Raw genomic sequence first — 13,502 nt, forward strand, 5'->3', positions numbered from 1 at the left:
ACCTTGGGGAGAAGGGCATGGCAAAAACGATCAACGACAAACTGGTGCTGGCGATTTCATCGCGTGCGCTGTTCGACCTGAGCGAAAGCCACAAGGTTTATCTGTCGAGCGGCGTCGAAGCCTATCGGCAATATCAGATCGAACACGAAGATGAAATTCTTGAGCCCGGTGATGCATTCCCGTTGGTGCAAAAACTCCTCAACTTGAACACCAGCCTCGGTCGCGCCCGGGTCGAGGTGATCCTGGTGTCGCGCAACAGTGCGGACACCGGTTTGCGGGTGTTCAATTCGATCCACCACTATGGCTTGGCGATTTCCCGCGCGGCGTTTGTCGGCGGGCGCAGTCCTTATCCGTACCTCAAGGCGTTTGGCTGTGACCTGTTTCTCTCGACGCATGCCGAAGACGTGCGCAGTGCACTGGATGCCGGGTTTGCCGCGGCGACCATTCTGTCGGGTGGCGCCAGCCGTGCGGCCAGCGATGAATTGCGCATTGCCTTCGATGGTGATGCGGTGCTGTTTTCCGACGAGTCGGAGCGCGTCTATCAGTCCGGTGGTCTGGAAGCGTTTCAGGCCAGCGAGCGCGAAGCCGCCCGCGAGCCGTTGCGCGGTGGGCCGTTCAAGGGCTTCCTTGCGGCCCTCAATCTGTTGCAGCGCGAGTTCCCGGATGACGCATGTCCAATCCGCACGGCCCTGGTGACCGCGCGATCGGCGCCGGCCCATGAGCGAGTCATTCGTACCTTGCGCGAATGGGACATTCGCCTGGACGAGTCGCTGTTTCTCGGCGGCCTGACCAAGTCGGCATTTCTCGAAGCCTTTGCCGCCGACGTGTTTTTCGACGATCAGGCCGGTCACTGCGAGTTGGCCCGCGAGGTGGTCGCCACCGGTCACGTGCCCCATGGCATAAGCAACGAGCAAAAGGTTTAAGCCCGCGGTTCAACGCGTTACGCGGAACGTCGTACTCGCCAAGGCACTGCTAAGCTGAATCAAATCTCCGCCATGTTGGACGCGAGGAGGTCATATGATTCGGTCGATGCTGTATGCCACTGACCTCGGCCTGTATGCGCCGTTGGTGATGCAACATGCCTTGGCACTGGCTCGAACATTCAATGCCGACCTCTACGTGGTGCACGCCGTTGAACCGATGGGGTTGTTCGCCGAATCGGTGCTTCAGAGTTACCTCGATGAGCAGGCGTTGAACGAGTTTCACAGCCAGGGCCTGAACACAGTGATTGCCAATATCGAGCAGCGGGTGCTCGACAGCTTTCGTGAGGAACTGGGGGACGAAGGGGATCAGGACCTGGAACGAATTAAAGCGGTCCGGGTGCTTCAGGGCGACCCGTCGCAGGTGATTCTCGACCAGGCGCAGAAACTCTCCGTGGATTTGTTGATCGTAGGTAGTCATAGCCATGGTGCTGGCGCGGAAACGCCTTTGGGCCGGACTGCAGCGCGGGTGTTGCAACTGTCTCGGGTGCCGGTCTATCTGGTGCCGCTGGTGGAACGTCGTCGCCAAGGGGATCGTTAGTGTCCGGCCTCGCAAATTCTGTTCACGAGGCAGGACACCAGAACACGAATAGTGGCATTTTGATAAAAAGTTCTAGATTTATTCTTCAAACCATTAATATAGTTATATACCGTCGCTGATGCCCGTGGCGTCTACCTGCTTTGAGGGATTCATATGAAGCTTCAACAATTGCGCTACATCTGGGAAGTGGCGCACCACGACCTCAACGTTTCCGCTACAGCCCAAAGCCTTTACACGTCGCAACCGGGCATCAGTAAGCAGATCCGCCTGCTGGAAGACGAATTGGGGGTCGAGGTTTTCGCCCGCAGCGGCAAGCACCTGACCCGCGTCACCCCGGCCGGCGAGCGCATCATCACTACCGCCGGCGAGATCCTGCGCAAGGTTGAAAGCATCAAGCAGATTGCCCAGGAATTCTCCAACGAGAAGAAAGGCACCCTGTCGATCGCCACCACTCACACCCAGGCGCGTTATGCGTTGCCACCGGTGATCAGCAATTTCATCAAGCAGTACCCGGACGTTGCCCTGCACATGCACCAGGGTTCGCCGATGCAGATCGCCGAAATGGCCGCTGACGGCACCGTGGATTTCGCCATTGCCACCGAAGCGCTGGAGCTGTTCGGTGATCTGGTGATGATGCCGTGCTATCGCTGGAACCGCTGCGTGGTCGTGCCTCACGGCCACCCGCTGACCAAACTTCCGAAGTTGACCCTCGAAGCCCTGGCCGAATACCCGATCGTAACTTATGTGTTTGGTTTTACCGGCCGTTCGAAACTCGACGAAGCGTTCAGCCACCGCGGCCTGACGCCGAAAGTGGTGTTTACCGCCGCCGACGCCGACGTGATCAAGACTTACGTTCGCTTGGGCCTGGGCGTGGGCATCGTGGCGAAAATGGCGGTCGATGCCAAACTCGATAGCGACCTGGTCATGCTTGACGCCAGTGATTTGTTCGAATCCAGCATTACTAAAATCGGTTTCCGTCGCGGCACCTTTCTGCGTGGCTTCATGTGCGACTTCATCGAGAAGTTCGCCCCGCACCTGACCCGCGAAGTTATGGCCAAGGCCATCCAGTGCCACAACAAACAGGAATTGGAAGAGCTGTTCGACGGCGTCGAACTGCCGGTCCATTAATCAGAGTGTCCTGCCTCGCGAATACTGTTCCTTTTTGACGGTGTCTGTCGCCGTCATGCTGCGTTGCCGCTCCTCGCCATAGCGGGCTATGACTCGTCGCGGCGCCTTGCCTGACGACCACAGCCACTCGTCAAAAGAGGAACGTATTCGCGAGGCAGGACACTTAAATCACCTCGGTAACAGCAAATTGTTGCCGAGCGCCCGCCACCAGAATCTCCACCTCGTCCCCTTCGAACTTGCCCAGCAGGCTTTTGCCCAGCGGCGAGCGGGGGGTGATGACGGTGATCAATTGCCCCACCAGATCGACCTTCAAACCCGCCGCGTCGGGGGCCAGGAACAGCCATTGTTCACGTCCCTTTTCGTCTTCGAGACCGAGCAGGGCGCCGACTTCGATACCGCGCTGATCGTCATATGGGCGCAACGTCAGGTTCTGGCAAAGCGTCAGTGAATGACGGATCTCCTCGACCCGCTTCGCCTGCCCGGCCGCGAGGTATGACGCCTCGAGACCCAGCGTGTCGTACTTGTTCTCGGCGATGTTTTCTTCGTGGGTCGCGGTTTCGTAAGCGGTTTGCGCGGCACGCTCGGCGATGTCGAGATCGATCCGCAGCTTGTCGAGAATCAGTTGGTGGACGGTAGGCTTGTGCATGGTCAGGTTCATGATCAATCGCAGAATTGCTGGACGTTGGCGCGGCTTTTTTCGCTCGGTGCAGTCTGGTCCTGTTGCAACCAGAACTGGCATTTGGGGTTCGACAGGTTGCGGTTACTGCTGCGCGCTTGATCCAGCCGTTGCTGCTGCTCGTTTTTGCGCAGGTTCTCTTCGTATTGTTCGAACAACGGGCTCTGCGGAGGACTATCCGGCACCGGTTGCACCACCATCGGCGGTTTGGCCAGTTGTTCTATCGCCGCAGCCACGGGCGCCAATGGCTCGTTGAACAGCAGGCGAGAGGCGAGCCAGCACGTCAGCGCGATCGCGATAAACCCCAGCCACAAACCCAGGGCAATGCTGCCGGTCAGTTGCAAGGCGCTGAGCTGGATCGGCAACGGGCGGCGCGGGTTTGGACGGTAGGGCATGGCTGCCTCCTGGCGGGTGGTCGCGGGCGAGTGGCGATTGTCGCATGAAGATTAATCGCCGTCGGCTCTTCTGCACGGGGTAATTTATGAGGACAATCGGCGCCTTTGCCAACGGGAGCCTGGAATGCCTGAAATGAAAGCCCGCTGGGATATTTTCTGCACGGTGGTCGACAACTTTGGCGACATCGGCGTGACCTGGCGCCTGGCCCGACAGCTGGTGACCGAACATTCAGTGACGGTGCGCTTGTGGGTCGATGATTTGCGGGCCTTCGAGCGGTTGTGCCCGGAAATCGACATCAACGCTTCACAGCAATGGCAGCAGGGCGTCGAAGTGTGTCAGTGGACGGCCGAATGGCAGCCCACTGACGCTGCTGATGTGGTGATCGCCGCGTTCGCCTGCCAATTGCCGGGTGCTTACATGGACGCCATGGCCGAGCGGGAAAAACCGCCGCTGTGGATGAATCTCGACTATCTGAGTGCCGAGGACTGGATCGTCGGTTGCCACGGTTTGCCGTCCGTGAAGTACAAAAGCGTACAAAAAATCTTTTTCTTCCCAGGATTCCAGAAGGGCACGGGCGGCTTGTTGCGTGAAAGCGGATTGCTTGAGCGTCGTCAGCAGTTTCAGCAAAACCCCGAGGCTCAGCGAGAATTCCTTCAAAGTTTAGGGATTGATCGCGCGCAAGGTGCACAGCTGGTCTCGCTGTTTGCCTACGAAAATAAAGGGCTGGCCAGTTGGTTTGATGCAATGGCGGCCGACTCGACGCCCACTCATCTGCTGGTTCCCGAAGGTCGGATTCTTGGGGATGTCGAGCGTTGGCTCGGTGTGGACGGTCTGGTGGCCGGTGCCGTGCATGTGCGCGATGCTTTGACCGTGCATGTGCTGCCGTTCGTCAGACAGGACCAATATGACCTGTTGCTGTGGTGCTGCGATTTCAACGCCGTGCGCGGTGAAGATTCGTTTGTTCGCGCTCAATGGGCGGGCCGGCCGCTGCTCTGGCACATCTATCAGCAGGACGAAGACATCCATCTGGACAAGCTCGAGGCCTTCCTCGCTCTGTACAGCAAAGGACTGTCGGAGCCTGCACGCGAGGCGATCAGCGGTCTTTGGCATTCGTGGAATGCCGGTGAGGCAATGTCCGACCACTGGCTGGCGACCCGCAAACACTGGCCAGAACTGCAAAAACACGCCGAAACGTGGTGTCTGGAACAGGCCTTGCAGGATGATCTTGCCGCAGCGCTGGTACAGTTTTATGTAAATTGGATATGATGCGCGGCCTAGATTTTTGTAAATCCCATCCAAATTCGGATATTCGCAATGAAAACTGGTAAAGAACTGAAACCCGGTACCGTGATCCGTCTCGAAAACGATCCTTGGCTGGTTCAGAAAGCTGAATTCACCAAGTCTGGTCGTAACAGCGCGATCATGAAGACCAAGCTGAAAAACCTGCTGACCGGTTACAAGACCGAGATCGTTTACAGCGCCGACGACAAACTGGACGACGTAATCCTCGACCGCAAAGAAGCGACCCTGTCCTTCATCAGCGGCGACACCTACACGTTCATGGACACCACCGACTACACCATGTACGAGCTGAACGCTGAAGACATCGAAGCCGTTCTGCCTTTCGTTGAAGAAGGCATGACCGATGTTTGCGAAGCGATCTTCTTCGAAGAGCGTCTGGTTTCCGTAGAACTGCCGACCACCATCGTGCGCGTCGTTGACTACACCGAAGGTTCCGCTCGCGGCGACACTTCCGGCAAAGTGATGAAGCCTGCCAAGTTGAGCAACGGTACTGAGCTGCAAGTTGCTGACTTCATCGAAATCGGTGACAAAATCGAGATCGATACCCGCGAAGGCGGTTCCTACAAAGGCCGTGCCAAATAAGCACCGCTTCAGGAATGAAAAAGCCCGACCATTGAGTCGGGCTTTTTTGTACCTGCGATTTACCGCTTACTTGAGGTGTTGCTTGAGCTCTTCGGACGCCTGCAACATTGCCGATTGCGCCGCTGGAACCTGGCTTGCCACGTTGAGTAAACCATAGCGAACTGCAGGGAGTCAGCGTTAGACGGTAACGTGCAGGCGCACATCGACGTTGCCACGGGTGGCGTTGGAGTACGAGCAGACCTGGTGGGCAGCGTCGACCAGGCTTTGTGCATCGGCGTGTTCAAGACCCGGCAAGCTGACGTGCAGGTCGATGTCCAGACCGAAACCACTAGGGATCTGGCCGATGCCAACATGAGCGGTTCAGGGTTGGTCGCAGCGCCACCAGCACCACCGAGTTCTTTGGGCGTGGCGAGTTTCACGTCGAGGATGGTGATCTCATGAATTTAGCGGGCGAATCTTTACTGTGCCAGACAATTTTAGCCTAGTGCCGGTCGAGGGTATTTTGCAGCGCCAGATCCCACGGCGGGATCGGGCTGAAGCGGGTTTTCAGGTATTCCAGTAACAAGCGACTGCGGGAATTGGGTTGTTGCTCCAGGCGCAGCGCGTAAATGCCGGTGGTCTCCGGCGTTGGCAGGCCGTTTTCGCAAAACAGTGGCAGTAAATCGCCGCGCAGCAAGTATTCGCTGGCCAGCCAGGTCGGCAAGTGCGCAATACCCAGCCCGGCCAATGCGCCGCAGACCAGCGCCTCGGCATTGTTGGCGCTCATGCGGATGCGCGCGGGGCGGTGCAAGTGCATCTGCCCATCCCGCTCGAAACGCCAAGCGAACGGCGGGGCCAGACCCTCCCAGTCGAGGCCGTCGTGCTCAATCAGCTGCGCCGGATCGGTCGGCACGCCACGCCGTTGCAAATACTCGGGGCTGGCGCAGGCAATGCGCTGATCCTAATCAAGCCTTCCGGTGCGCTGCTCAAGGATACCGCTTCAGCCCGAGCCAGCCGCAGTTCAGCCACGATCCGCCGTGCGCGTTCGGCAAAAGCCAGACCTGCCGGGGTTGCGCGCACCGCATGAGTGCTGCGGATGAACAACTGGCTGCCGACGGCGTTTTCCAGGCTGTCAATACGCCGCGCCACCGCCGAAGGGGTCAGCGGGTGACGGCGGGACGCGGCGGAAAAACTGCCAGTTTCCAGCACGTCTAGGAATAGACCCAGTTGTTCGGTCAATTGATTGGGGTTCATGGGTTGTCAGCGCTTATGCGAAGTTGGCACAGCCATTGTGCGTTGCTGTGCGTTTCCCCGCCAGCGCCGACTGCGTAGGATGAGTAGCCTGACGTGAGGGGGAAATCGCTTGTGATTGAGTTTTTGATGTATCTGATCTTTGGCGCCGCCCTGGGAACCCTCGGTGGGTTGTTCGGCATTGGCGGTGGTTTGATCGCGATCCCGCTGCTGGGCGTGTTGTTCGGCCTCGATCAGCAGGTTGCCCAAGGCACGGCGCTGGTGATGGTAGTGCCCAACGTGATGCTGGCGCTGTGGCGTTATCACCAGCGTAATCGCATTGAATTGCGCCATGCGCTGCCATTGGCTTCGATGGGTTTCTGTTTCGCCTGGATCGGTTCGATCTGGGCTGTGGGCATTGATGCGCAAACCATGCGCGCAGGATTTGTTGCGTTCCTGATTGCCCTGTCGGCCTACAACCTGGTGCGAATGTTCTGCGCCAACGCGCCGGCGTCTGCGCAGATGAATTATTCATGGCCATGGCTGGGTGTACTCGGCGCCGCCTCCGGCACCATGGGCGGGTTATTTGGCGTGGGCGGGGCGGTGGTGGCAACGCCGGTGTTGACCAGTCTGTTCGGCACCAGTCAGGTAGTTGCGCAGGGTTTGTCGCTGGCGCTGGCGTTGCCGAGCACGGGTGTCACGCTGGTGACTTACGCGGTGCACCATCAGGTGGACTGGATGATCGGTCTGCCCTTGGCGGTCGGTGGCCTGATGAGCATCAGCTGGGGCGTGAGGATCGCTCACGCACTGCCGGAGCGACTGCTGCGCGGGTTGTTCTGTGGTTTTCTGGTGTTCTGCGCGGTGATGCTCGCCCTTAAAGTTTGAAACCTTCGACGATGTGTTCGGCCAGGCACTCGGTGATCGGCGAGGGGTTGTGCAGGTTGCGCAGCAGCATGATGCTGGCTTCTGGCAGGATCGGCAGGTCTTCGGCTTCACCGAGAATGCGCATGTCCGGGGTGACCAGGCTTTCCAGTTGCGCGGTCACCGCCAGGCCGGCACTGACCACCGCCATGATTGCCGACAGGCTGTCGCTGTTGTACGCCACGCGGTAATCGCGACCCATGGCATCCAGTGCATTGCAGGCCCATAAGCGGCAGAAGCAATCACTGTTGAACATCGCCAGCGGCAGCGGCGTTTGCTCGTGGGCGTTGAAACACTGCGCCTCGGCCCAGACAAAGCGCTCTTTGCGCAGCAGTTGGCCGATTTCGTTACCCGGCTCGCGGGTGACGATGGTCAAGTCCAGGTCCTGGCGCAGCAGCAATTGTTTTGATGATTCGCAGTGCACCTCGATCTGGATCAGCGGATACGACTGCGCAAATCGGCGCAGAATCCCGGGCAAAAAACGCATCACGTAATCGTCCGGCGTGCCGATCCGCACCATGCCAACCATGTGCGGCTCGCGCAGCGTATTGAACACTTCACTGTGCAGCTTGAGGATGCGCCGGGCATAGCCGAGCAACACCTGCCCCTCAGCCGTCAGCCGCACCTGCCGCCCGTCGCGCTGGAATAACTGACGCTGCAACACATCCTCTTCCAGCCGCTTCATCTGCATGCTCACGGCGGATTGGGTGCGGTTGACCAACTCGCCGGCACGTGTAAAGCCGCCCTGATCGGCGATGGCGACAAAGGTGCGCAGCACTTCGGTGTCGATACTCGGGTAGGCAGACATTCATCAATCTCCGAGATGTGTTACATCAGAAACATTCGTTGGATTGATCTTAGCCCCAGCGCGACACTTGAGCCATCCAAACGGAGGGCAACAAGATGAAAGGTCAACATGAATATCCAGCAGTAGAGAAGCACTCAATCCACCTGGTATCCGATCTGCTGCACAAATTCAGTCGCTGGTACGAGCTTCACCGGGAGCGCGAGTTGTTGGCGAGTCTGAGCGATGAAGCACTGAAGGACATCGGCATGAGTCGTGCGGATGTGGAGTTCGAGTCGGTCAAACCGTTCTGGGATGACCCGATGCACAAATGAGTAAAACACAACTACACAAACCGTCTCCCGGTGAGGTAGGTTGCGAGCAGACAAGGAGATGCTCATGCCCGCAACAGTGTCCTTTTCCATCAAACAGGCTCGGCGTCTGGCGCTGGCTGCCCAAGGGTTCAACAGGCGCCAGCCGCCAGCGGCGATCAAACCGGTTCAGCTCAATCGTCTGATTGAACGGTTGGGCATTCTGCAGATCGATTCGGTCAATGCGTTGGTGCGTTCGCACTACCTTCCCTTGTTTTCCCGCCTCGGCAATTACTCATCCGACTTGCTCGACCAGGCTGCCTGGAGTTCGGGCCGGCGGCGCACGCTATTCGAATATTGGGGCCATGAAGCCTCGTTGCTGCCCTTGTCGATGTACCCGTTGATGCGCTGGCGCATGCTGCGCGCGACCCGTGGCGAAGATATTTACCAGCAACTGGCACGTTTCGGTCGTGAGCAGCAGGACACGATTCGTCGGGTGCTGGCCTCGGTTCAGGCGCTGGGCGCGCTGGGTGCCGGAAGTCTATCGACCCGTCAGGAGCGGGCAGGGCCCTGGTGGGACTGGAGCGCGGAAAAGCATGCGCTGGAGTGGTTATTCGCCGCCGGTGAAGTGACCGTGGCCGGGCGGCGTGGGTTCGAACGGCTTTATGATCTGCCGGAGCGGGTGATTCCTTCGGCGATACTCCAGCAACCGCTGCTCTCGGAAGCGCAGGCCCAGCGCGGTCTGTTGCGACATGCCGCGAATGCCTTGGGTGTGGCGACTGAAAAGGACCTGCGCGATTATTTTCGCCTGAGTCCCGGTGATGCCCGTCCGCGCTTGGCGGAACTGGTGGAGGCGGGTGAATTGCTGAGCTGTGAAGTCCAGGGCTGGCGGCAACCGGCTTATTGCCTGCCCCAGCCGAAAGTGCCGCGCAAGGTTGAGGCCAGCGCCTTGCTTTCACCGTTTGATTCGCTGATCTGGGAGCGCAGCCGCACTGAGCGCCTGTTCGATTTTCGCTATCGGCTGGAGATTTATACGCCGCAGGACAAGCGGGTCTACGGCTATTACGTGTTGCCGTTTTTGCACAATGAACGAATTGCCGCGCGGGTAGACCTGCGCGCTGAGCGGGCGCTGGGCAGGCTGGCGGTGCACGCTGTGCATGAGGATGAGCCGGGACTGGATGACGAGGGGATGCTGGCGTTGGCGGTTAATCTGCGGCGGATGGCGGAGTGGCTGGGGCTTGAGCGGGTTCAGTTGAATTGTCCGCGGGCGAGTGCAGGGCGGTTGCGGGTGGCATTGGCGCAGCTCAGTGGTGGCTGACATACCTATATCGCGAGCAGGCTCGCTCCCACAGGTACAGCGCAATCCTGTGGGAGCGAGCCTGCTCGCGATAGAGACGACGCGATTTAGCGCCGAACCTGTTTCAGGGTCTCGGCAATCAAAAACGCCAACTCCAGCGACTGATCGGCATTCATCCGCGGATCGCAATGGGTGTGATACCGGTCCGACAACCCGTCTTCGGTAATCGGCCGCGCGCCACCAATGCACTCGGTGACGTTCTGCCCGGTCATCTCGATGTGGATGCCGCCGGCATAAGTGCCTTCCGCTTCGTGAACCTGGAAGAACTGCTTCACCTCGCCAAGAATCTGCGCGAAGTCGCGGGTCTTGTAGCCGCTGCTGGCCTTGATGGTATTGCCGTGCATCGGGTCGGAACTCCAGAGCACCTGCTTGCCTTCACGCTGCACCGCGCGGATCAACGCCGGCAAATGATCGCCAACCTTGTTCGCGCCCATCCGCGCAATCAGGTTCAGACGCCCCGGATCGTTGTCCGGGTTGAGTGCATCGATCAGGCGAATCAGGTCTTCGGGGTTCATGCTCGGGCCGACTTTGACCCCGATCGGGTTGTTCACGCCGCGCAGGAACTCGACGTGAGCACCGTCGAGCTGACGGGTGCGGTCGCCGATCCACAGCATGTGCGCCGAGCAATCGTAGTAATCGTTGGTCAGGCTGTCGCGACGCACGAAGGCTTCTTCGTAGTTCAGCAACAGCGCTTCGTGGGCGGTGAAGAAACTGGTTTCGCGCAGTTGCGGCGAGCTGTCCATGCCGCAGGCGCGCATGAACGCCAGGGTTTCATCAATTCGATCGGCCAGGTGGCTGTACTTCTCGGCCAGCGCCGAATTGGCGATGAAGTCCAGATTCCACTTGTGCACCTGATGCAGGTCGGCGAAACCGCCCTGGGCGAAGGCACGCAGCAGATTCAGGGTCGCGGTGGACTGGTGGTAGGACTGGAGCAAGCGCTCCGGGTCCGGCACGCGGCTTTTTTCATCGAAACCGATGCCGTTGACGATGTCGCCACGGTAGGCCGGCAGGGTTACGCCGTCGATGGTTTCGTCGTTGGCTGAACGGGGCTTGGCGAACTGCCCGGCCATGCGCCCGACCTTGACCACCGGGCAACCGGCGGCGAAGGTCATGACGATCGCCATTTGCAGCAGGACTTTAAAGGTGTCGCGGATTTTCGCGGCAGAGAACTCGGCGAAGCTTTCAGCGCAGTCGCCGCCCTGCAGCAGAAACGCGCGGCCCTGGGTCACTTCGGCAAACTGACGGCGCAACTCCCGGGCTTCACCGGCAAACACCAGCGGCGGATAACTGGCCAGCGTTTGCTCGACGTGGAGCAAATGCGCTGCGTCGGGGTAGTGGGGTTGTTGCTGGATCGGCAGGGCGCGCCAGCTGTCAGGGCTCCAGGGTTGGCTCATCACGGTCTCTAGTGTTTTACGCTCGGACGGTCATGTTATCAGCAATTAGCGCGTGACCTGTTCCCGTCGTTTCGCGGACAATCGCGCCTTTGCCGCTGCCTGCAGCGGTTTTATTGCGCTGCTGTTTACATTGCAGGCCCGGTAACGATCAGGAGACGAAATGACTGAGGAGCGCGTCGAGCAACTGCTCGCCGAGGTGCAGGATGAGTTCGGCGTGATTCGCGTGCTGGAAGTGGCCGATTACCGTTTTCTCGAGTTCGGTGATGCCATCGAGCAGAGCTGCGTGTTCACGGCTGATCCGAGCTGGCTCGAATACGATTACACCCGGGCGATGCTGATTGGCGCGTTGTGCCACGAGCAGCCGGAAAGCGCGCTGTTCCTCGGCCTCGGCGCTGGCACCCTGACCCAGGCCTGCCTCAAGTTCCTGCCGCTGGAAGACGTCGAAGCCATCGAACTGCGCCCCGACGTGCCGCGCTTGGCCATTGAATACCTTGGGCTGGATGACGATCCGCGGCTGTATATCCGGGTGGGCGATGCGCTGGAGTTGCTCGATACCGCTGAGCCGGCGGATCTGATTTTCGTCGACCTCTATACCGATGTCGGGCCGGGTGTCGGGCACCTTGCCTGGAATTTCCTGGAAAACTGTCAGAAACGCCTGAATCCGGGTGGCTGGCTGGTGATCAATCAGTGGGCCACCGACGATGGCAAGCCGTTGGGCGCGGCGTTGTTTCGCGGGCTCTATCACCGGCACTACTGGGAGCTGCCGGTAAAGGAGGGCAATGTGATTCTGATCGTGCCTTCGGAGCTGGATCAGGAACTGGACATGGATGGCTTGAACGCCCGGGCCGAAGGGCTGGCGCCGCGCTTGGGGTATTCGTTGCAGTCGTTGATCAAGGCGATCCGCCCGGCGACATAAGTGTTGTTTGTCAGGGCCTCATCGCGAGCAAGCTCGCTCCCACAGGGGAATGCATTTCAATGTGGGAGCGAGCTTGCTCGCGATGGCCATCTTCCAGTCAACACATGCCTCAGAGTCCTTTGAAGACCCCCGGTCGCTTCTCGATCATCGACCGCACGCCTTCCTTGGCATCCTCGCTAGCCAGCAGCTTCTTCACCATCGGTGGCAACGCTTGTGCCGCCGCTGTTTCCCCTTCATAACGTGCCTGCCTCGCAGACATCAACGTCGCCTGAACCCCAAGCGGCGCCTGCCGGGCAATCCGCTCAGCCAACTCAATCGCTCGAGGCAGCAGATCCTCGCTGGCCATGACTTCCTGGACCAATCCCAGGTGCAGCGCTTCATGGGCATCGAACTCATCGCCGGTCAGCAGCCAGCGCATGGCGTTGCCCCAGCCAGCGACCTGATGCAGGCGCAACGTGGCGCCGCCGAACGGGAAGATTCCGCGTTGCACTTCTTTCTGGGCGAAGCGGGTGTTGCTGGCGCACAGGTTGATATCAGCGGCCAGCATCAATTCGATACCGATGGTCAGGCAGTAGCCTTGCGCGGCGACAATCACCGGTTTGCTGACTCTGGGGCCAGCAAATACACCCCACGGATCGCAGCCGCCGGCCGGTGCCTGCCAGCCTTCAGCCAGGGCCGCGCTGGCACTGACCAGATCCAGCCCTGCGGTGAAATGCTCACCATGGCCGAACACCACCGCCACCCGCGCCTCGCTGTCCGCCTCGAACTCGCCATAGGCGAGGCTCAGTTCGTTGAGCAGATCGAGGTCGAAGGCGTTGCATTTGGCCACCCGATCCAGGCCTATCATCAGGACATGACCGTGTCGTTCACGGGTTACACGACTGGAGCCGGACTGATTCATGAAGCATTTCCTCGGGCGGGAAGGGATATGTGAGACCGCAGGTCTGCGTCACAAGGGTGAACCGTTTTAGCGCGATCGCCAGCAGGGCTGGGCCTTTGCAAAAT

Annotated in this window: 14 protein-coding genes and 2 pseudogenes; 9 read left to right on the forward strand and 7 right to left on the reverse strand. The window is 59.5% G+C overall.

Annotation, left to right across the window (positions count from 1 at the left end):
* The first annotated feature begins 17 nt into the window (after positions 1-17).
* The 3 genes from ACYZTU_RS10810 to cysB all read left to right on the forward strand — a co-directional run bounded on the left by ACYZTU_RS10810 (position 18) and on the right by cysB (position 2,649).
* On the forward strand, positions 18-923 hold the full coding sequence (locus ACYZTU_RS10810) for a 5'-nucleotidase (protein WP_461970028.1): 906 nt from the start codon (positions 18-20) through the stop codon (positions 921-923).
* Positions 924-1,017: 94 nt separating this feature from the next.
* Positions 1,018-1,521, forward strand: a complete 504-nt coding sequence (locus tag ACYZTU_RS10815) for a universal stress protein (protein WP_461970030.1) — start codon at positions 1,018-1,020, stop codon at positions 1,519-1,521.
* Positions 1,522-1,674: 153 nt separating this feature from the next.
* Positions 1,675-2,649: an HTH-type transcriptional regulator CysB gene (gene cysB, locus ACYZTU_RS10820; RefSeq protein ID WP_461970032.1), complete on the forward strand. Its 975-nt coding sequence runs from the start codon at positions 1,675-1,677 to the stop codon at positions 2,647-2,649.
* 163 nt (positions 2,650-2,812) lie between these two features.
* Here cysB and ACYZTU_RS10825 read toward each other — a convergent pair whose 3' ends face one another.
* Both ACYZTU_RS10825 and ACYZTU_RS10830 read right to left on the reverse strand, forming a co-directional pair.
* The gene (locus ACYZTU_RS10825) at positions 2,813-3,295 is read right to left on the reverse strand and encodes a GreA/GreB family elongation factor (RefSeq protein ID WP_461970034.1); all 483 of its coding nucleotides are present in this window, start codon (positions 3,293-3,295) and stop codon (positions 2,813-2,815) included.
* A 14-nt stretch (positions 3,296-3,309) separates the two neighbouring features.
* A complete protein-coding gene (locus tag ACYZTU_RS10830) occupies positions 3,310-3,720 on the reverse strand; it encodes a hypothetical protein (protein ID WP_461970036.1) in 411 nt (136 codons plus the stop codon).
* 124 nt (positions 3,721-3,844) lie between these two features.
* Here ACYZTU_RS10830 and earP point away from each other — a divergent pair, with 124 nt between their 5' ends.
* Both earP and ACYZTU_RS10840 read left to right on the forward strand, forming a co-directional pair.
* Positions 3,845-4,987, forward strand: a complete 1,143-nt coding sequence (gene earP / locus ACYZTU_RS10835; protein ID WP_461970038.1) for an elongation factor P maturation arginine rhamnosyltransferase EarP — start codon at positions 3,845-3,847, stop codon at positions 4,985-4,987.
* A gap of 48 nt (positions 4,988-5,035) precedes the next feature.
* Positions 5,036-5,605: an elongation factor P gene (locus ACYZTU_RS10840; RefSeq protein ID WP_028619992.1), complete on the forward strand. Its 570-nt coding sequence runs from the start codon at positions 5,036-5,038 to the stop codon at positions 5,603-5,605.
* A 177-nt stretch (positions 5,606-5,782) separates the two neighbouring features.
* Here the strand turns inward: ACYZTU_RS10840 and ACYZTU_RS10845 are convergent.
* Both ACYZTU_RS10845 and ACYZTU_RS10850 read right to left on the reverse strand, forming a co-directional pair.
* A pseudogene (locus ACYZTU_RS10845) lies at positions 5,783-6,033 on the reverse strand (OsmC family protein); the annotation flags it as partial.
* Positions 6,034-6,086: 53 nt separating this feature from the next.
* Positions 6,087-6,838 (reverse strand): annotated as a pseudogene (locus ACYZTU_RS10850) (LysR family transcriptional regulator).
* Between the two features lie 126 nt (positions 6,839-6,964).
* On the opposite strand from ACYZTU_RS10850, the gene ACYZTU_RS10855 reads away from it, so the two are divergent.
* The gene (locus tag ACYZTU_RS10855) at positions 6,965-7,699 is read left to right on the forward strand and encodes a sulfite exporter TauE/SafE family protein (RefSeq protein ID WP_461970040.1); all 735 of its coding nucleotides are present in this window, start codon (positions 6,965-6,967) and stop codon (positions 7,697-7,699) included.
* On the opposite strand, the gene ACYZTU_RS10860 is transcribed toward ACYZTU_RS10855, so the two are convergent.
* Positions 7,689-8,543: a LysR substrate-binding domain-containing protein gene (locus ACYZTU_RS10860; RefSeq protein WP_461970041.1), complete on the reverse strand. Its 855-nt coding sequence runs from the start codon at positions 8,541-8,543 to the stop codon at positions 7,689-7,691. The genes ACYZTU_RS10855 and ACYZTU_RS10860 overlap by 11 nt on opposite strands.
* A gap of 95 nt (positions 8,544-8,638) precedes the next feature.
* On the opposite strand from ACYZTU_RS10860, the gene ACYZTU_RS10865 reads away from it, so the two are divergent.
* Together ACYZTU_RS10865 and ACYZTU_RS10870 are read left to right on the forward strand one after the other, a co-directional pair.
* Positions 8,639-8,854, forward strand: coding sequence for a DUF1127 domain-containing protein (locus ACYZTU_RS10865; RefSeq protein WP_461970042.1), 216 nt, complete (start codon positions 8,639-8,641; stop codon positions 8,852-8,854).
* A gap of 64 nt (positions 8,855-8,918) precedes the next feature.
* Positions 8,919-10,148, forward strand: coding sequence for a winged helix-turn-helix domain-containing protein (locus tag ACYZTU_RS10870; RefSeq protein ID WP_461970044.1), 1,230 nt, complete (start codon positions 8,919-8,921; stop codon positions 10,146-10,148).
* An 86-nt stretch (positions 10,149-10,234) separates the two neighbouring features.
* Here ACYZTU_RS10870 and ACYZTU_RS10875 read toward each other — a convergent pair whose 3' ends face one another.
* On the reverse strand, positions 10,235-11,581 hold the full coding sequence (locus ACYZTU_RS10875; protein ID WP_461970046.1) for a class II 3-deoxy-7-phosphoheptulonate synthase: 1,347 nt from the start codon (positions 11,579-11,581) through the stop codon (positions 10,235-10,237).
* A 160-nt stretch (positions 11,582-11,741) separates the two neighbouring features.
* Between ACYZTU_RS10875 and ACYZTU_RS10880 the strand changes: the two genes are divergently transcribed.
* Positions 11,742-12,497, forward strand: a complete 756-nt coding sequence (locus ACYZTU_RS10880; RefSeq protein ID WP_461970048.1) for a spermidine synthase — start codon at positions 11,742-11,744, stop codon at positions 12,495-12,497.
* A gap of 109 nt (positions 12,498-12,606) precedes the next feature.
* Here the strand turns inward: ACYZTU_RS10880 and ACYZTU_RS10885 are convergent, their stop codons facing one another.
* The gene (locus tag ACYZTU_RS10885; protein WP_461970050.1) at positions 12,607-13,398 is read right to left on the reverse strand and encodes a crotonase/enoyl-CoA hydratase family protein; all 792 of its coding nucleotides are present in this window, start codon (positions 13,396-13,398) and stop codon (positions 12,607-12,609) included.
* Positions 13,399-13,502: the final 104 nt, after the last annotated feature.

Source organism: Pseudomonas sp. HLT2-19-2 (genome assembly GCF_054898005.1).